Origin of the sequence: Aminobacter niigataensis (assembly GCF_946995915.1) — a bacterium.
Classification (GTDB): domain Bacteria; phylum Pseudomonadota; class Alphaproteobacteria; order Rhizobiales; family Rhizobiaceae; genus Aminobacter; species Aminobacter niigataensis.
Genome location: NZ_OX341517.1, coordinates 1210955 through 1228501 on the forward strand (window position 1 = coordinate 1210955; position 17547 = coordinate 1228501).

15 protein-coding genes are annotated in these 17547 nt (G+C 62.9%); 3 read left to right on the plus strand and 12 right to left on the minus strand.

What is annotated here, in order from left to right:
- Genes O1Y97_RS05760 through O1Y97_RS05770 form a run of 3 tightly spaced genes read left to right on the plus strand, consistent with a single transcriptional unit; the run spans position 1 to position 2913 of the window.
- A complete protein-coding gene (locus tag O1Y97_RS05760) occupies positions 1-756 on the plus strand; it encodes a TylF/MycF/NovP-related O-methyltransferase (RefSeq protein ID WP_318763416.1) in 756 nt (251 codons plus the stop codon).
- A 37-nt stretch (positions 757-793) separates the two neighbouring features.
- Positions 794-1636 (plus strand): glycosyltransferase family 2 protein, encoded by an 843-nt coding sequence (locus tag O1Y97_RS05765; protein WP_318763417.1) that lies wholly within the window; start codon positions 794-796, stop codon positions 1634-1636.
- Positions 1633-2913, plus strand: coding sequence for a glycosyltransferase WbsX family protein (locus O1Y97_RS05770; RefSeq protein ID WP_318763418.1), 1281 nt, complete (start codon positions 1633-1635; stop codon positions 2911-2913). Before O1Y97_RS05765 ends, O1Y97_RS05770 begins: the two co-directional genes overlap by 4 nt.
- 42 nt (positions 2914-2955) lie before the next feature.
- On the opposite strand, the gene O1Y97_RS05775 is transcribed toward O1Y97_RS05770, so the two are convergent.
- From O1Y97_RS05775 to O1Y97_RS05830, 12 genes are all read right to left on the minus strand, one after another.
- Positions 2956-4047, minus strand: a complete 1092-nt coding sequence (locus tag O1Y97_RS05775; protein WP_108606402.1) for an ABC transporter ATP-binding protein — start codon at positions 4045-4047, stop codon at positions 2956-2958.
- Between the two features lie 75 nt (positions 4048-4122).
- A complete protein-coding gene (locus O1Y97_RS05780) occupies positions 4123-5595 on the minus strand; it encodes an amidohydrolase family protein (protein ID WP_318763419.1) in 1473 nt (490 codons plus the stop codon).
- Positions 5592-6524: a sugar phosphate isomerase/epimerase family protein gene (locus tag O1Y97_RS05785; protein WP_318763420.1), complete on the minus strand. Its 933-nt coding sequence runs from the start codon at positions 6522-6524 to the stop codon at positions 5592-5594. Before O1Y97_RS05785 ends, O1Y97_RS05780 begins: the two co-directional genes overlap by 4 nt.
- The gene (locus O1Y97_RS05790; protein WP_318763421.1) at positions 6521-7597 is read right to left on the minus strand and encodes a sugar phosphate isomerase/epimerase family protein; all 1077 of its coding nucleotides are present in this window, start codon (positions 7595-7597) and stop codon (positions 6521-6523) included. The genes O1Y97_RS05785 and O1Y97_RS05790 overlap by 4 nt, the downstream gene beginning before the upstream one ends.
- 57 nt (positions 7598-7654) lie before the next feature.
- Positions 7655-8548 (minus strand): carbohydrate ABC transporter permease, encoded by an 894-nt coding sequence (locus O1Y97_RS05795; protein WP_108606406.1) that lies wholly within the window; start codon positions 8546-8548, stop codon positions 7655-7657.
- A gap of 3 nt (positions 8549-8551) precedes the next feature.
- Entirely contained in the window at positions 8552-9469 is a 918-nt protein-coding gene (locus O1Y97_RS05800) for a carbohydrate ABC transporter permease (protein WP_159091569.1), read from the minus strand.
- Positions 9470-9548: 79 nt separating this feature from the next.
- Entirely contained in the window at positions 9549-10985 is a 1437-nt protein-coding gene (locus tag O1Y97_RS05805; protein ID WP_318763422.1) for an extracellular solute-binding protein, read from the minus strand.
- Between the two features lie 646 nt (positions 10986-11631).
- Positions 11632-12594: an ABC transporter ATP-binding protein gene (locus O1Y97_RS05810; RefSeq protein WP_318763423.1), complete on the minus strand. Its 963-nt coding sequence runs from the start codon at positions 12592-12594 to the stop codon at positions 11632-11634.
- Positions 12591-13790 carry an amidohydrolase family protein gene (locus O1Y97_RS05815; RefSeq protein WP_318763424.1) on the minus strand — a complete coding sequence of 400 codons (1200 nt, stop codon included), beginning with the start codon at positions 13788-13790 and terminating at the stop codon, positions 12591-12593. Before O1Y97_RS05815 ends, O1Y97_RS05810 begins: the two co-directional genes overlap by 4 nt.
- Before the next feature lie 18 nt (positions 13791-13808).
- Complete coding sequence (locus O1Y97_RS05820) at positions 13809-14732, minus strand: ABC transporter permease (protein ID WP_318763425.1); 924 nt, start codon at positions 14730-14732, stop codon at positions 13809-13811.
- Positions 14729-15694 carry an ABC transporter permease gene (locus O1Y97_RS05825; protein ID WP_318763426.1) on the minus strand — a complete coding sequence of 322 codons (966 nt, stop codon included), beginning with the start codon at positions 15692-15694 and terminating at the stop codon, positions 14729-14731. The genes O1Y97_RS05820 and O1Y97_RS05825 overlap by 4 nt, the downstream gene beginning before the upstream one ends.
- 57 nt (positions 15695-15751) lie before the next feature.
- Entirely contained in the window at positions 15752-17317 is a 1566-nt protein-coding gene (locus O1Y97_RS05830) for an ABC transporter substrate-binding protein (protein ID WP_318763427.1), read from the minus strand.
- Positions 17318-17547 lie beyond the last annotated feature (230 nt).

Genomic DNA, 17547 nt, shown 5'->3' on the forward strand with positions numbered 1-17547 from the left:
ATGGGCGACTATATTCAAGATATTCGCAATCGCTATCTCAAAGTTGTTGCCGCATCGCTTGATGGTTCGATATGCGAGGACCCACCGCTGCCTGCGAGCGGGGCAGTGGTATATGACGCGAACCTCAGGGCTCACGGTTGGGACTGGCCTTCACGCGCTTTCACCATGGTCGGATCAAAGCGCCTGGAGAATGTGAGGAGACTTTTGGAATCCGTGATCGGCTCGGGTGTTCCGGGGGATTTCGTGGAGACCGGCGTTTGGAGGGGCGGAGCAAGTATCATGGCCCGTGCGGTGTTACAGGCATATTGCGTAACGGACCGCAGGGTTTTTGCTTGCGATTCGTTCGAGGGTCTTCCGCGCCCGGACCCCGACAAGTTTCCAGTGGACGAAGGCTCCGTCTTCCATAACTACGCTGACTTGTCGGTATCCTTGGATGCCGTGAGATCAAATTTTGCGAAGTTTGATCTGCTCGATGACCAAGTCGTTTTTGTAAAAGGGTGGTTTCGTGACACCATGCCGACGCTCCCTTGCACAAACGTAGCGGTGCTACGACTCGACGGTGATATGTACGAATCTACTATCGATCCGCTGGTCCATCTCTATGACCGTATTCCAACCGGTGGCTGGGTAATAGTTGACGATTACAACGTGGTGCCGGCCGCCAAGCAGGCTGTCGATGACTTCCTTCAATCGCGATCGCTAGATTTGAGAATGGAACCTATAGATGGTGTCGGGGTGTGCTTTCGAGTGCCTTGACCTGCGGGAGTTGTCGCTCTGAGATGCGGACAATAATATGAACCTCGACATCGATCTGATCGTCGTCAGCTACAACAGCGGTTCGGTTCTCGAGCCGTTTCTTCGCAGCATCCCCGACTTTGTGAATGTCATCGTTGCCGACAATGGCAGTTCGGACAACTCAGTTGCGGTAGCTGCTGCTGCCGGCGCTGAGGTTGTCGAGATAGGTGAGAACGTCGGCTATGGCAGTGCCTGCAACGTCGGTGCGGCTGCAAGCGACGGAGCATTCCTGCTGTTCGTCAATCCCGACATTCGGTTCGAGCCCGGCGCCATCGAGGCGCTGGTGTCGGCTGCGGCTTCCTACCCAGATGCTGCTTTCAATCCGCGTTTCTATTCAGGCACGCGGCGTCGTTTCAGGCGCTGGTCGCGGTTGCTGCCGGCCTCCGATTTCTGGCATGGGTCGCCGCCCGACTACGATTGTGAAGTACCGGTTCTGCATGGCGCGTGCATCTTCATACGCCGCAAGCATTTCGAGCAGGTCGGCGGCTTCGACCAGAACATATTCCTGTTCCATGAGGACGACGACCTCAGCTTGCGGCTGCGGCAGGCTGGCGTTGAGCTTCGTCTCGCTGCTGCGTCTATCATCGATCATGCCGAAGGCGGCTCCAGCGCGCGCTCGCCCCAGTCCGGTCGCATCAAGGGCGAGGCCATGGGTCGCTCGCTCGTCTATGTCATGAACAAGCATCATATGCGTCTCGACCTGCCGGCGGAGCGGCATCGCTCGTGGCTCAAGCTGATGGCACCCCATGTGCTGTTCAGCAATGTGCGCCGTTCCAAGCTTCTGGGCTTCCTGCGCGGCCTCAACGCCGGCTCGATGGACAATGCCGGCGGGCATTCATGAGCGAGCGGGCCAGTGCTCCATGGCGCGAGGAGGTGTCGTGGCCGCGCAAGCTGTGGGCCAAATTGCGCCGTGCCGTCCGGCCCGGAACGGGGCGTCCCGCTGCGGCGGGCGACATGTACGATTGCTACGTCGGCAATGCGATGGGACGTTATCCGCAGGCTGACCACGTGCAGATTTCAGGCGAGAAGCCGCCGCAGGCCGATGTTCGGCTGATTGCCTATTACCTGCCGCAGTACCATGCGATTGCGGAAAACGACGCGTGGTGGGGCAAGGGGTTCACCGAGTGGCGCAACGTGGCGCGCGCATTTCCTGTCTTCGAAGGCCATTATCAGCCGCGGATGCCGGGGGAACTTGGTTACTACGACCTGCGCTTGCCGGAAGTCATGGAACGGCAGGTCGAACTTGCCAAGCTCTATGGCATCTCGGCCTTCTGTTTCCATTTCTACTGGTTTGGCGGCAGGCGGCTGCTCGAGGGGCCGCTCGACCACTATCTGGAGACAACGAGCCTCGATCTTCCGTTCTGCCTGTGCTGGGCCAACGAGACCTGGTCGCGGCGCTGGTCCGGCCGCGAGCAGGATGTGTTGATGGCGCAAAGGCATTCGGCGGAAGACGATATTGCGGTTATTCACGGCCTCGACAAATATTTCCGCGACGAGCGCTATCTTAAGATCGATGGCAAGCCGGTTTTCACGGTCTATCGCGCCAGCCTTTTTCCTGACCTGAAGGCAACCATCACGCGTTGGCGCGGCGAAATGGAAAGGATGGGCTATCCCGGAATCTATTTGATCGCGACCAACGCGTTCGATTTCGCCGGCCACGAGCAGTATGGCTTCGACGCCCTGTCGGAGTTTCCGCCGCACCAGGTCCGCACGCCCAGCATTGAAAACACTCTGGCCGTCTCACATTTCCGGGATGGTGGCCGCATTCGGAACTATGCCGACGTGGTGGCTGCCGAAAGGGCCAAGCCGACGGGGCAAGGCGTCGTCCATCCCGGGGTCATGCCATCGTGGGACAACAGCGCGCGCCGGCCCAGTTCCGCCCAAATCTACCACGGATCGACACCCAGGCTGTTCGAGGAATGGCTGACGCACGCCATGCAACGCACAACGAAAAATCCTCCGGACCAGCGCTTGGTTTTCATCAATGCCTGGAACGAATGGGGCGAGGGCGCGTATCTAGAGCCCGATCTGAGATATGGCTACGCCTATCTCGATGCTTGTGCCGCCGCCATTCGCACCTATGCAAGCCAGGCAAAGGTCAACGCCACCGGGACCTGACTTTTCGGGGCGCCGTGTCCGGGGTCGTCCGGCGCATATGCATCACGCCGCCAGCGCCTCCTTGCGGGCAACAAGGCGTGCACCGGTGTCAGCGTCGAACAGATGCACGTGGTCCAGATCGGGGATCACGGAAATGGTCTGCCCCGGCCGCACGTCGATACGCTCGCGGAACACGCCGACAACATTGTTGTCGCCCAATTTGGCGAAAACCTGGGTCTCAGAGCCGGTCGGTTCGATCACCTCTACCGTGAGCGGGACGGCATTGGCGCCGCCAAGCACGAAGTGCTCTGGGCGGATGCCGTAGATCGCTGGGCGACCGGCACCGTCGGCCGGGATGTTCTTGAGCGGAAGCCTGAAGCCGTCATCGGTGATGAAGGTCTTGCTGCCATCGGCAGCGATGCGTCCACTTAGAAAGTTCATCGCCGGCGAGCCGATGAAACCCGCAACGAACAGGTTGACCGGGCGGTCGTACAGGTCGAGCGGCGTACCGATCTGCTCGACGATCCCGTCATGCATCACCACGATCCTGTCGGCCATCGTCATTGCCTCGATCTGGTCGTGGGTGACGTAGACGGTGGTCGTCTTCAGCCGCTGATGCAGGGCCTTGATTTCGGTGCGCATCTGGACGCGCAATTTGGCGTCGAGGTTCGAAAGAGGCTCGTCGAACAGGAAGACCTGCGGGTTGCGCACGATGGCGCGGCCCATGGCGACGCGCTGGCGCTGGCCGCCGGAGAGCTGGCGGGGATAACGCTGGAGCAGCGCCGTCAGGCTCAGCATCTCGGCGGCGTTGCGAATGCGCGTGTCGATGTCGGCCTTGGGAATGCGGGCGAGTTGCAGAGAAAAGGCCATGTTGTCGTAGACGGTCATATGCGGATAAAGCGCATAGGACTGGAACACCATGGCGACATCGCGGTCCTTGGGGGCGACGTGGTTGACGACGCGGCTGCCGATCTGGATGTCGCCGTCGGTGACGGTTTCAAGGCCGGCGATCATGCGCAGCAGCGTCGACTTTCCGCAGCCGGAGGGGCCGACGAGAATGACGAATTCGCCATCAGGAATGTCGATCGACACGCCGTGAAGGACGGCAGTCGTTCCATAGGATTTGCGGACGTCGCGGATATCGATCTGGGCCATCTTCTGTCTCTCCCTCGGGGGTGGGCGTTGGTGGAATTCGATCGGCGCAAGGCGGGCCCAGCGCCGGTCGCAGCGTCAGTCGACCGCAGGCGGCAGCGGCAGCTCGATCGGCTCGTCGAAGGTGCGGCTGAGCTTGCCCCAGCCCGGGTCGCGCATATGGCCTTGCAGGCCGGCGCGCCCGACCAGGGCGCGCGCCTCGCGCTCGCCGAAATCGAGTGCATCGCGCATATTGGTGGTCAGCACCTTGCGATCCTGCATCAGGACCTTGCCGTCGACGATGACGGTATCGACGTCCGATCCGACGCCCTGGTACATCAGGCGGTGCACGAACATCCAGTTGGGCGTCAGGTGCGGCTGGCGCATGTCGAGTATAGTGACATCGGCCTTCTTGCCAGCCTCGAGCGAACCGATCTCGTGTTCGAGCCCGAGCGCCCTGGCAGCGTCCACGGTGATCATCTCGAGCAGCTTGCCGGGTGGCAGGAGATACTGGTCGGCATGCAGGAACTGCTGGCCGAACTGTGCCATGCGCGCCATCTGGAACATGTCGAACGGCCGGCGCGGCGCGGTCCCGTCCGAGGTGATGGCGACGTTCACGCCCTTCGAGATCATGTCGAGGATCGGAGCGCGGCCACCGGGCGAATGGGTCATGTGGGTGCCGGTCTCTGCAAGGATATCGACCTCCTCATGCGACAGGCCGATGCAGTGCTGCAGGTGCACGTCCGGGCCGAGAAGGGCGTTTTCCTTGTCCTGGAAAGCCATGCGGACATGGCCGGCGAAGGCGTCGGAATGGATGCGCACACCCCATTTTCGGGCGGTCTCGCGCACACGGCGCGCCTGCATGCGGTCGTCGTCGGTGAGCCTTGTCGCCTTGTCCGGTGTCGTCGGGTTGGACGGGTCGACCGAAGGCACGATGGTGAACGGGGTCAGGTAGACCTTGATGCGACCATCGGCGCTGCCATTGCAGGCCTCGATCACCGCCTCAGCGCCTTCGATCATCTCTTCGAAGCTGACGTTCCGGCGCTCCGGCTTGCCGGTCTCCCAGCGCGTGACCGGATGCGGCCAGGGCAGTCCGGCCGGCCCGACGCAGAGAATCTCGCGAATACCCACTTCCGAATAGGCGCGGGCATGATTGATGCCGAATACCGGATCGTCGCTGCGCGGCATCGAGGCGATGATGCTGGCGCCGGTGGTAACGCCTGCCCGCAGGCGTTCGAGGCCTGAAACCAGGCCGTCGGCGTACCAGAAGTCGCGCGTCGTGTAGTGGAAGTAGGTCGGGGTGACGATGCGCATCCACACCGACGGGCTGTCGGCGCCGATCGTCTTGATCAGCGAATGGCCGGCATGGCCGTGGGCGTCGACGAGACCCGGGATGATCAGCTTGCCCTTGCAGTCGATCACCTTCTTGCCGGCATGCTTTGGTTCGAGGTCGGCCGAGGTGCCGACCTCGACGATGCGGTCACCTGAGATGGCAACCGCGCCGTCCTCGATGATGCGGCGCTCGCGGTCGACGGTGATGACGGTGCCGTGGAGGAGCAGAAGGTCGGTCATGGCTGGAATCTCCTGAGGGCATGCGGCAGGCGTTCGATCGGCGTGTCCTGGTTCCAGCGCATCTCGCGCCGTCCGAAGCTGGTGGCCATGGCAAGCACCGAAGCGTATTCGGCAAGGACGATGTCGGGTTGCGCGGCAAGCCATGCCGGATCGAAGACGGGCATGGCGAACTGGCCGCTGTGCATCTCGACCCACACCCGGGCCTCGGGCATCAGCGCAATGATTGTTTCCCAGTCGAGAACGCCTTCGCCAACAGGTGCCAGGTAGCGGCGGATGCCGCCTTCCTGGAAACGGACGATGGCGTCGTCGACGTGAACCTGGGCGACGTAAGGCGCTACGCGGCGTGCTGCCTCGACGGGGTCTTCGAGCCGACAGACGACATTGACCGGATCGAAGGCGATGCTGAGGAGATCCGGGCCGACAGTCCGAACCAGCGCAACGACCTCCGAGGTGGTGATCTCCTCATGGGTCTTCAGCAGCAGCTTCGACTTGCACTCACGCAGCACCGGCGCGCAGCGCAGCAACATTGCCGCGAGCGCATGGCGCTGGTCGTGCCAGCTCACGGTTTCATGGAAACGCTCCTCGATCATGCCGATGACGAAGAACATGTCATGGATGCCGATGTCGGCGGCGAGGCGGACCAGGCGTTTGACGCCCGTCTCCAGATCGCCGCCGCCTGCCTTGGCTATGGGCTCGCCACGGAAAGGCAAGGCAGGGTTGAGCACACCCAGCATCGACGAGATGTAGAGGCCAAGACGGTCGGCTTCGGTACGCACCGCGCGCAGTTCTGCCGGATCGAGCGTGGGGCTCAGGTCGAACAGCGAATTGAACAGGACGCCCTTGAGGCCCATCTGCGCGGCTGCCTGCAAGGCTGTGCGCGCGTCCAGGTTCCGGCCTTCAGGCAATGAACTCTTGACGATGCCGATCATGCTGCGGCCTCGAGCGGAAGCTGCAGTTCAGCGCAGACGGCGCGAAGGTGGGCCGTGCTCTTCTTGATGGTGGCGACGGACTCCTCGTAGTCGAACGGTGCGGCGACATAGGCGTCCCAGCTCGCCACGTCGCCCGACGCGATACGGCCGCTGTAGGCCTGCACGAGTTCGAGGAAGGCAGCATATTCCTCGATGCTGAGATCCGGATGGTTTGCCAGCCAATCGCGATCGAAGACCTCCAGCAAGGTATGGCGCGGCACGAAATTCGCCTCGCGCGGGCCGGCGCATTCGAGCGACAGGTTGAGCGTCGGATTGTGTGCGCCCAGCATTTTCAGGACCTCGCGGAAATCAACGACGCCGTCGCCGCAAGCGCGCGCCTGGATGGTGACGCCGCCGGGGACATGGGCGAGATAGGCATCCTTGATATGCGTCTGCCTGACATAGGGAGCGACACGGCGGGCGGCGAAGACCGGATGTTCGGCGCGCTGCATCGGGTTGAGCGTGTCGAGCACGACGCCCATGACGTCTTCGCCCACGGCCTCGATCAGCCGCAGCAGCTCGAAGGTCGTGATCTCCTCATGCGTTTCCATGTTCATGTGCACGCCCAGGTCGCGGGCGATCGGTGCGAGCTTGAGCAGGAAGGTCTTCGTCGCCTCAAGCTGCTCCGGCCAGGTCACGTCAGTGCGGAAGCGGTCGTAGGCAAAGCGGGCGCTGTAGACGGGCTTGTAGTTGGCGGTGGCGATCCACAGCTCGGTGCAGCCGATGGCAACGCAGGCTTCCATCATCCGCCGGAACCCCAAAACGATGTCGCCATCGCCCACCAGGCGAAGTTCGGGCGCCTCCGGGCTGGCATAAGGATTGACCTTGCCGAGGCCGGTTTCGACATACATGCCAAGCTCGTCGGCGCGGGTCCGGATGGCGCGAAGTTCGCCGAGATCGAGCGTCGGGCTCATGTCGAGCACGGTGCGGTAGAACAGGCCGGCCATGCCAAGGCTCTTGCCGTGATCGAGACTGCCGACGGGGCCGCGTTTTGCTGCCTCGGGTATCTTGCGGCCGTCGATGCCAATCCTCATGCCGGATTTTCCTCTTTCAGGTTCGTTGCGTGCGGTCGGCGCCAGCGTGGCGCCGGGTTACTTCATGCCTGACGTGACCAGGCCGCGGACGTAGTAGCGCTGCAGCACGATCGACAGGATGACGAGCGGGATCGTTACGGCGGTTGCCGCTGCAAACAGCGGGCCATCCATCGGCGAGTTGGGGATCGACTTGAGGTTGGCGATGGCCACCTGGGCGATCTGCTTGTTGGGGTCCTGCATGATGACAAGCGGCCAGAGATAGGCGTTCCACGACCAGATGAACTGGATCAGCACCAGCGTTGCCAAAGTGGGGCGGACGTTGGGCAGGGCGATGGAAAAGAAGATGCGCAGCGGGCTCGCGCCATCGAGTCGGGCGGCTTCCTCCATCTCGACCGGGATATCGCGGAAAGCCTGTCGCATCAGGAAGATGCCGAAGGGGTTGCAGGCGAATGGCAGGAACAGTGCCGGGTAAGTGGAGACCAGGCCGAACCAGTGCATGATCCGGTAGAGCGGTACGATGATCGCCTCGACGGGCACGAATGCCGTCAGCAACAGCAGCCCGAACACCACGTCGCGGAACGGAAAGTTGAGGCGGGCGAAAGCGTAGCCGGCGAGGGATGAAGTGATCACCGCGACGCTGACCTGGCCGCAGGCGGCGATCAGCGTGTTGAGCAAGTTGCGCTGAAAATTCAGCTCGCTGAAGAGATAGACGTAGTTCTCGAGCGTCGCCTTCAGCGGTACGAAGGACGACCATGACAGCGGGTAGGTCCCGGTGATGATGTCATCGGTCGACTTGAGCGACGACATTGCCGCCCAGAGGATCGGAAAGGCGAATACGGCGCCGACCACGGCGAGCAGCAGGATGCTGGCGCCACGATGCAGGAAGGCAGCCCGGCGCGCGGTGCGGTCAACGCCATCTTCCGCCTGCAGGGTCAGGGAGGATGCGGTCATGGCCTATTTCTCCTGCTTTTCGCGCAACACGTAGCTTTGGACGAGCGTGACGATGCCAAGTACTGCAAGCATGCAGACGACGCTTGCGGATGCGGTGCCTTGCGACTGGAACTCAAAGCCCTGGAGGTAGGAGTAGAGTGCCAGGTTGGTTGTCGCCCCCTGGGGGCCGCCCTGGGTCATGATCAGGATCGGGGTGAACATGCGGGTGGCGGTTATCGTCATGATGAACAGCGCGACGACGAGGCTGGGCCGCAGTTGCGGCAGCGTGATCTTGCGGAAAATCTGCCAGTCGTTGGCGCCGTCGAGCTGGGCTGCCTCGTGCAGTTCGCGTGGAATGGCCTGGAGGCCGGCCAAGAAGATCAGCAACGGCAAGCCGACATCTTTCCAGACCGTCATGACGACGATGGACACCAGCGCCTGGCTGTCGCCGGTGAGGAAGGGCTGCGTGGGCAGGCTGACTGCGTGAAGGATGGCGTTGAACAGGCCGCTGCTGGGCTCGTACATCTGGTTCCAGATCAGCGCGGTTACCGCCTCGGAGGCAGCGAGCGCACCGATCGCCGCATTGCGGGCCCAGGTCGTTCCGGGCAGGCGCCGGTCGAGCAGTACCGCCAGCGCCAGCGCCAGCGGGATGGTCATCACCAGCATCAGCACGATGTAGAGAAAGGTGTTGAGCAGGGCGTAGCGGAAGGCCGGGTCGGCGAAGATCTCGAAGTAATTGCCGAGGCCAACCCAGCCGGTCGATGACTGGTCGAACGGGCTGAAAGATTGCAGGCTGTTCAAGACTGCGGTGATCAGCGGAAGATACTGGAACAGGGCGAGCGCCACGACCGCCGGCAGGATCATTGCCGGGCCAAGGATCATGTTGCTGTTCTGGCCGGTCCACTGCCGCTTTTTGCGCGCAGGTGCCGTCGTGGGTCGCATGGAATTCTCCTCCGCTTGCTCAGGCGACATCGTGCGACGGCCCGGTGGGCCGTCGCGTCAGGTGTGATGGGCCTTGCGGCTAGCGCCGGTACTTGGCCAGCAGGCGGTCGATCTTGGCGGCCGTGTCGGGCAGGACCTTTGCCGGATCGGCGCCGAGCGCGATGTCCTTCACCGCCGGGTTCATGGCGTTGAAGTAGTCGAAGTAACCCGGGCTGCGCGGCACGCTGTAGGAGGCGTCCGACAGGGCCTGGGCCATCTTGAACGGTTGCTCGGTGGTGAACACGCTCATCTGCTCGCGCAGCGAGGTACGCGACGGCATCGACCCCCAGGTCTTGTGGAAGGCAAGCCGGTTCTTGTCGTTGCAGAGATAGGACAGCAGCGCGACGGCTTCCGCGGGATGCTGGGACTTGGACCAGACGAGCGGGGCGTCCGAGCCATTGCCGTTGAAGACGATGTTGCCCTTTGGCGGCAGCGATACGCCCCACTTGAACGGGGGCTCCTTGCCGGGCACGCGGAAGCGGTTGGTGAAGTTGAGGCCGCCGAAATAGGTCGCGGCGAGCCCGCCCGGATACTGGTTCGGCACGGGGCCGAGCGGCGTCAGCCCCTTAGCGAACAGGCTCTGGTAGAAGCGCATGCCCTTGATCGCCTCGGGCGTGTCGATGTGGCCGGAGACGGTAAAGCCGTCGTCGCTGATGCCCATGAGGGTCTTGTAGGCGGCGGAATCCTTGGCCGCGTTCGGATCGCCCTGGGAACGAATCCAGATGCTTTCGAGCTGGCTGTAGTTGGCTCCCGGACCGCCGTTGCCCTGGCCAGCCGCCGCAAGCGCCCAGGACTGGTTGTCACCGGCTTCCTTGAGCTTGGCGTTCATCTCGATCAGATTGGCGACGAGCTCCTCGTCGCTCCAGCCGCCGTCGAGCCCGGTGACTTCCGGCGGCGTCTGCATCTTGACCTTCTCGAACAGGTCGCGATTGAAATAGAGCATCATCACGCTGGTTTCCCAGGGCACCGAATAGAGGTTGCCGCCCGAGGATGCCGCTGCACGCAGGTTGGCCGGGATGTCGTTGATGTAGTCGGCGCTGAGATAGTCCTGGACCGGCAGGGCCACGCTGCCGGCGTGGTAGGCGTCGGTGAAATCGGTGCGGCCCATCATGATGTCGGGCGCGTCGCCCGATGCGATGTAGACCAGCAGCTTCTTCTGCAGGTCGCCGTAAGGCACCTTCTCCTCGACGATCGAGATGTTGGGATAGGCGGCCTTGAACTTGGCGTAGGCGCTTTCGAGCAGCGCGTTGACGTCAGGGGTGAAGTCCTGGCGCATGAAGCGCAGCGTCACCGGCTCGCTGGACAATTCGGGGCCGGCATAACCACCGAGGTCGAGCTTGTAGCTGCCCTGGGCGCTGGCACTGCCGACGAACCCCCGGGATGCGATCGCCCCCGTGAGTGCTGCCCCTGCCATGCCGGCCAGGACGGCGCGTCGAGAGACCTTGCCCTGATTCTTGAGATCTTTTTGCATGGCCATGTTTCCTCCTCATGCCTGCTTGATTGACGCAATGCGGTAGCCTTCGGCTCCCTGGGCGAATGCCCAGGCCGGCAAAGAAACCGCTCCTCACTCCCAACGTCATGTACCCGAAATGCTCGCTTTCACCCGGTTTCAGGTGTTAGCAGATTGGATACAAATACAGAGACGGCCATGAACGGCTGCACACGTATGGCCAATCCGGCTCTCAGCCAGAAATTGACCGGAAGAAGCGAAGTGCATTAGCCCGAAGACCTGAAAGCGCGGGTTCTCGGGGCCGTTCAGTCTGTTTCTGTTATCCAAGAGTTGCACTTATTGGATACATAATCAACATGTTTTTGATACAAGATTGTACACAAATCAATCACCGAACCGGTGCAGGAAAACAGGGGCGGACATCGGCCAATACGGCACCTTCTGTCACAGGTCGTAGCTAGGCGAAGTCGTTGAAGGAGGTGCAAAGCCTGGGCAATCGCGCGACCCGCATGGTCGCTGTCCTGCGCGCCTCAGTCGCTGAGGCGCGGATCTATAGGTCGAGGTGAAGGCAACCGCCGCCGCGCCTTAGGCGGGCATAGTCCAGGCTGGTCAGTTCCGAATGCCAAGTCGTACCAAGTGATCCAAGCTTGGCCGCGCTTCCGTGGCGCCGGTCTTATCCCTCTGCGGCGTGGCAGGCGACATTGGCGCCGCTGGCCGAGCGCTTCAGCTCGGGCCGTTCCCTGCTGCAGATATCCATCGCCAGCGGGCAGCGCGGATGGAAGGTGCAGCCGGTCGGCGGATTGAGCGGGCTCGGGATATCGCCACCCAATGGCGCGCGATCACGCTTCGGTGCTTCGAGGTCGGGGACGGTTTCGAGCAGCAGCCTGGTGTAGGGATGCTGCGGACTATCGAGGATGATTTCGCTCGGGCCCTCCTCGACGAGACGGCCGAGATACATCACGCCGATGCGGTCTGTGAGAAAACGCACGACCGAAAGATTATGGCTGATGAACAGATAGGTCAGCCCCAGCCTCTGTTGCAAATCCTTGAGCAGGTTGAGCACTTGTGCCTGCACCGACACGTCGAGCGCCGAGGTCGGCTCATCGAGCAGCAGCAACTCGGCTTCGGCGGCAAGAGCGCGGGCAATCGATATGCGCTGGCGCTGGCCGCCGGAGAATTCGTGCGGGTATTTGTCGGCGTCGCTGGGTGCCAAGCCGACGGTGACCAGCAATTCGCCAATGCGCTTGCGGCGCTCGGCGCGGTCGAGCTTTTGCGCGATCGGCTCGGCGATGCTCTGGCCGATGCGCCACCGCGGGTTGAGGCTGCCGACGGGATCCTGGAACACCATCTGCAGGCGGACACGCCCGCCGCCCGCCTTGTGTATGTCGACCGACCCGCGGGTGGGCTTTTCCAAGCCGGCGACGAGGCGCGCCACCGTCGACTTGCCGCAGCCGGACTCGCCGACCAGCGAGAAGGTCGTGCCGGGACTGATCGCGAAGCTGACGCCATCGACGGCTTTTACGCTGCGCCGCGGCGCACGTGTCACCAGCCGCTGCAGGAAGGGCGCCGAGACGTCGAAGGTGCGGCCAAGATTGGCAACCTTGAGCAGGGGTTGTTCGGTGACGATTGCGTTCATGACCCGGCACCATCGATCCACTTGCCGTCCTTTGCGACGACGAGGCCGCGCTTGACGACAAGTGCGCGCTTCGGCCGGTCGACGACGATCTGGGCGAGGTTCTCGCCCTCGATCAGCACCAGGGAGCCATCGCAACCAACCTCCAGCCCGTGGCCGTCGAGATCGAGCAGGTCGGCGCCGCGCTTGGTGCCCATGTCAAGGGCCGCGGTGAGCTCGGCATCTGTGCGGCAGTTGCTGCGCCAGGACAGCAGCCAGCAGCGTTCGAGCATGTCGCCATTGCCATGCGGGTTCCAAGTGTCGCGCAGCGAGTCGGAGGCCACGGCACAACGGACGCCATATTCGGCGAGCTCGAACATCGGCGGGAAGGGGATGTCGCCGGGGACCGCCGAGATGATGCCGATGCCGGCCTCGGCAAGCAGGTCCATCATGCGGGCGAGGTCGTCTCGGGATGCCGTACCGAGGCAGAAGGCATGGCTGACGATGACCTTGTCCTGCATGCCAAGCGCCTTGGCGCGCTCGGCGATCAGGCCCAGTTCGTAAAGCCCGAGCTCGCCGCGCTCGTGCAGATGAATGTCGATCTTGGCCTGCTTGCGGTGGGCGATGCCGAAAATGGTGTCGAGGTGACCCTTGGCGTCGCCATCGACGCTGGCGGGATCGATGCCGCCGATGATCGAAGCACCTTCGTCGAGGGCAGCTTCCATCAGCTCGGCTGTGCCGGGTTCGATCAGCATGCCGAGCTGGGGAAAGGCGACGATCTCGAGGTCGACGGCGTGCTTGGTCTTCTCCCAGGCCGCGAGCACGCCATGAAGATTGTCGAGCCCGTATTCCGGCGAGATGTCGACATGGCTGCGGATATGGGTCGAGCCGTTGGCGACGCATTGGCGCATCAGATTGCCGGCGCGCTCGGCGACCGACCAAGGCAGGGTACGGCGGATCTCGACCTCGTTGTCGATCATTGCCCTGAGCGAATCCGGCACGTTGATACCGTGCCAGGGCAGGCCCCACAGGATCTTGTCGAGATGGACATGCGCCTCGACGAAAGGTGCGATGGCGATCGCGCCGTTGCCGTCGACGACCTTGACGTCATCGCGCGCCTTGATGTCGGTGCCGATGGCCGCAATGCGGCCGTTCTCGATCAGGATGCTGGCCGGAGCACCGGCGTCGGGACGAACATTGGTGAGCAGAAGATCGTTCATGATGCAGGTTCCGTGGTCTCAGCGGAGGCGGGGGTTGAGGACGTCGCGCAGCCAGTCGCCGACTATGTTGACGGCCAGCACCAGAAGGACAAGTGCTGCACCGGGGAACAGCGAGATCCACCACTCGCCCGACAGGAGCAGATCGTTGCCGGCGCGGATCAGGGTTCCCAACGAGGGCTGCGACGGCGGCATGCCGAGGCCGAGGAAGGACAGGATCGCTTCGGTGAGGATGGCGACGCCGAGGCCCAGCGTGGCGAGTACCAACACGGGGCCGATGGTGTTGGGCAGGATGTGGGCAAGCAGGATGCGGAACCCGCCGACCTCGCTGATGCGGGCCGCAGCGACATAGTCCTTGCGGCGCTCGATCATGGTGGCGGCGCGCACGGTGCGGGCGAACTGCACCCAGTCGGCGACGCCGATCGCCAGGATGACGACGTAGAAGCGCATTTCCTCGCGCATGCCGATCGGCATGACGATCTTGGCGACGCCGTCGATGAAGAAGGCGATCATGATTGTCGGAAAGCTGAGCTGGATGTCGCCGAGCCGCATGATGACGGCGTCGACCCAGCCGCCGAGGTAGCCGGCGATCAGGCCGAGCGCGACGCCGATGGTCATCGAGAAGGCGACGGCGGCGATGCCGACAAGGATCGACACGCGCATGCCGTAGAAGATGGTGGAAAGGATGTCGCGACCCTGCTCGTCGGTGCCGAGCAGATAGGTCGAGGAGCCGCTGTCGATCCACACCGGCGGCAGGCGCGCATCCATGATGTTGAGCGTTGCCGGGTCGAACGGATTGTGCGGAGCGATCAGGTTGGCGGCGGCGGCGCAGAAGACCAGCACCACCAGCACGACCGTGGCGAAGATGACCGGCGGCGAGGTCCTGAATCGCCAGGCCAGCTCGCTGTTGCCGATTGCTTTCAGTCTGAGGACAAGCTGGCTCATTTTGCACGCAACCTTGGATCGACGGCGAGATAGATCAGGTCGACGATCAGGTTGATCGTGACGAAGCTGAATCCGACGAAGGCGAGATAGGCCGCCATGACAGGGAAGTCGGCGAATTCGATCGCCTGGAGAATGAGCATGCCCATGCCGGGCCACTGGAACACCGCCTCGACGACGATGGCGAAGGCGATCAGCGAGCCGATCTGCAGGCCGGTGATGGTGATGACCGGCAGCAGGCTGTTGCGAAGGGCATGCGTCAGATAGACGGCGCGGTCGGAGAGGCCGCGGGCCCGGGCGAACTTGACGAAATCCGTCCGCACCACCTCCAGCATCTCGCCGCGCACCAGCCGCATGATCATCGATACCTGGAACACGGCGAGCGTGATGGTCGGCATGATCAGGGCCTTGACGCCGGATGCGGTGAGCAGTCCGGTCGACCACCAGCCGAGCGTGACGACGTCGCCGCGGCCGAAGGCCGACAGCCAGCGCAGCTCGACGGAGAAGACCAGGATCAGCAGCATGCCGATCAGGAACTGCGGCATCGAGATGCCGAGCAGCGAACCGAACTGCAGTGTGCGGCTAAGCAAGCCGCGAGGCTTGAGCGCGGTGTAGACACCCATCGGAATGCCAGCGGCAAGCGCGATGACGGTGGCGCACAGGACGAGCTCCAGCGTCGCCGGCAGGCGGGCGAGGATCAGGTCGACCACCGGTTGGCGGTTGCGGTAGGAGACGCCGAAATCACCGACCACGGCGCGTTCGACGAAGCGCCAGAACTGGACGAATGTCGACTGGTCGAGGCCCAGGGCGACACGCAACTCCTCGCGCTGGGCAAGCGTGGCGTTGACGCCGAGGATGTTGTTCACCGGGTCGCCAAGGAAGTTGAAGATCGAGAACGAAAGCGCTGATACCACCAGCATCACGAGGATGACGCTGGTCAGTCGCGTGGCGAGCAAGGAAATCATCTCAGCCTCTGAAATAGAGGGAGGCCGGGCGCCAGGCGCCCAGCCTCCGATCAATCGTCAGTCCATCGTGTAGTACCAGAACCGCGTATACTCGTCGGCCGGCACGATGGCATGGACCTTGTCGGTCATGCCCCAGGTCAGGAACTGCTGGTGCAGCATGATCTTGCCGACCTCGTCGCGATGCAGCTTCATGACTTCCGAGATCATCTCCTGGCGCTTTTCGGCATCGTATTCCGTGCCGATCTGCGGGATCAGTTCATCGACCCGGGCGTTCGAATAGCCCTTCGGGTTCCAGGCGCCGAGGTCGCCGGTGGGCGTATGGAAGGTCGCCGAGATGATGTTGTAGGCGTCGAGCGTCGGCAGGCCGGCCCAGCCGAGCATGTAGAAGGAATATTTGCCGGCCGGCAGTTCGGTGTCGAACTGCACGGGCGGATGCATCGTCAGCTGCGCCTTGATGCCGATCTTGGCAAGCATGCCGACCGTTGCCTGGCAGATCTGCTCGTCATTGATGAACGAGCCGGCCGGGCAATCCATCGGCAAGGTGAAGCCATCGGCGTAACCAGCCTCCTTGAGCAGTGCCTTCGAAGCCTCGATATCGTAGGGGAAGCGGACGTCGAGGCTGGCGTCGTAGAACGGCAGTTCCGGCGCCATCATGATCGCCGACGGACGGCTGTTGTCGCGCATGATCGAACGCTTGATGCCCTCGACGTCGATGGCCTGATAGATCGCCTTGCGGACGCGCACGTCGGCGAGCGGATTGGAATCCAGGCCAGGCAGGGTCTTCGACTGCTGGTCCATGCCGTAGAAGATGTTGCGCAGATGCGGCGCGCGCATCACCTGCATTCCGGCCGTGGCCTCGATGCGCGCGACGTCCTGGGGCGGGGCGTTACGGATGAAGTCGACCTCACCCGAAAGCAGGGCTGCGACGCGCGTCGCATTGTTGGCGATCGGCGTGTAGACGATCTCGTCGATGTTGTGCTCGCGCTTGTCCCACCATTTTTCGTTGGCGGCAAAGACGGTCCTCACGTCGGGCTCGCGGCTGGCAACCTTGAACGGCCCGGTGCCGACGCCTTGCGTGATCATCGCGCCGCCGGTGTTGGTCGACAGGTCGAGCGGCTTCTGGGCGCCGATCGATTCCTGGAATTCCTTGTCGAGGATGTACCAGCCGGCAAAGTCGTTGAGCAGCAATGCGTATTTGCGCTTCAGCGTCATGTCGACCGTGTGGTCGTCGACCTTGACCACTTCGGCGATGGGCTCGAGCAGGCCGGCGAAGGGCGAGCCGGGTGACCCGGCGCGCTCGAAGGAGAAGATCACGTCGTCGGCAGTGAACGGGTTGCCGTTGTGGAATTCAACGCCCTTGCGCAGATGGAAGCGCCATTTGGTGTCGGACAAGGTCTCCCAGCTTTCGGCCAGGGCCGGCTCGATCTTCAGTTCCTTGTTCCAGCGGACGAGGCCCTCATAAACGTTGCCGATCAGGCTGAGCGTGAAATCCTCGCGCGCTGCGTGAGGGTCCATCGAGCTGATTTCCTGCGATTCAGCGAACCGCAGCGTCTTGGCGTCAGCCGCGTTGACGGCCAGGCCGGCGCACGAGGCGAGAAGTAGCAGTTTCAGGTAGTTTTTCATCGGCTGTTCCCACGCAGTTCTTGTTTGTTGGATTCTTGAATCGTTCACATGCCGGCTGGCCGAGGGACGAGGCGTCGGGCGTGCCGAAAGGCACCGCATCCATCGGGGGCTTGAGGTGGTTCAACAGCGCTGCGTGGCCGGCGTGACAAAATCGAAGTCGCGATCCTCTCATCCCCCGAGGTTCGGGGAATGCCCATTTCGATCCGTTCTGATCTCGAGCACTTGTCACT

Coding starts and splice junctions, on each gene's coding strand:
- O1Y97_RS05760 (WP_318763416.1), top strand. CDS start 1: ATGGGCGACTATATTCAAGATATTCGCAATCGCTATCTCAAAGTTGTT.
- O1Y97_RS05765 (WP_318763417.1), top strand. CDS start 794: ATGAACCTCGACATCGATCTGATCGTCGTCAGCTACAACAGCGGTTCG.
- O1Y97_RS05770 (WP_318763418.1), top strand. CDS start 1,633: ATGAGCGAGCGGGCCAGTGCTCCATGGCGCGAGGAGGTGTCGTGGCCG.
- O1Y97_RS05775 (WP_108606402.1), bottom strand. CDS start 4,047: ATGGCCCAGATCGATATCCGCGACGTCCGCAAATCCTATGGAACGACT.
- O1Y97_RS05780 (WP_318763419.1), bottom strand. CDS start 5,595: ATGACCGACCTTCTGCTCCTCCACGGCACCGTCATCACCGTCGACCGC.
- O1Y97_RS05785 (WP_318763420.1), bottom strand. CDS start 6,524: ATGATCGGCATCGTCAAGAGTTCATTGCCTGAAGGCCGGAACCTGGAC.
- O1Y97_RS05790 (WP_318763421.1), bottom strand. CDS start 7,597: ATGAGGATTGGCATCGACGGCCGCAAGATACCCGAGGCAGCAAAACGC.
- O1Y97_RS05795 (WP_108606406.1), bottom strand. CDS start 8,548: ATGACCGCATCCTCCCTGACCCTGCAGGCGGAAGATGGCGTTGACCGC.
- O1Y97_RS05800 (WP_159091569.1), bottom strand. CDS start 9,469: ATGCGACCCACGACGGCACCTGCGCGCAAAAAGCGGCAGTGGACCGGC.
- O1Y97_RS05805 (WP_318763422.1), bottom strand. CDS start 10,985: ATGGCCATGCAAAAAGATCTCAAGAATCAGGGCAAGGTCTCTCGACGC.
- O1Y97_RS05810 (WP_318763423.1), bottom strand. CDS start 12,594: ATGAACGCAATCGTCACCGAACAACCCCTGCTCAAGGTTGCCAATCTT.
- O1Y97_RS05815 (WP_318763424.1), bottom strand. CDS start 13,790: ATGAACGATCTTCTGCTCACCAATGTTCGTCCCGACGCCGGTGCTCCG.
- O1Y97_RS05820 (WP_318763425.1), bottom strand. CDS start 14,732: ATGAGCCAGCTTGTCCTCAGACTGAAAGCAATCGGCAACAGCGAGCTG.
- O1Y97_RS05825 (WP_318763426.1), bottom strand. CDS start 15,694: ATGATTTCCTTGCTCGCCACGCGACTGACCAGCGTCATCCTCGTGATG.
- O1Y97_RS05830 (WP_318763427.1), bottom strand. CDS start 17,317: ATGAAAAACTACCTGAAACTGCTACTTCTCGCCTCGTGCGCCGGCCTG.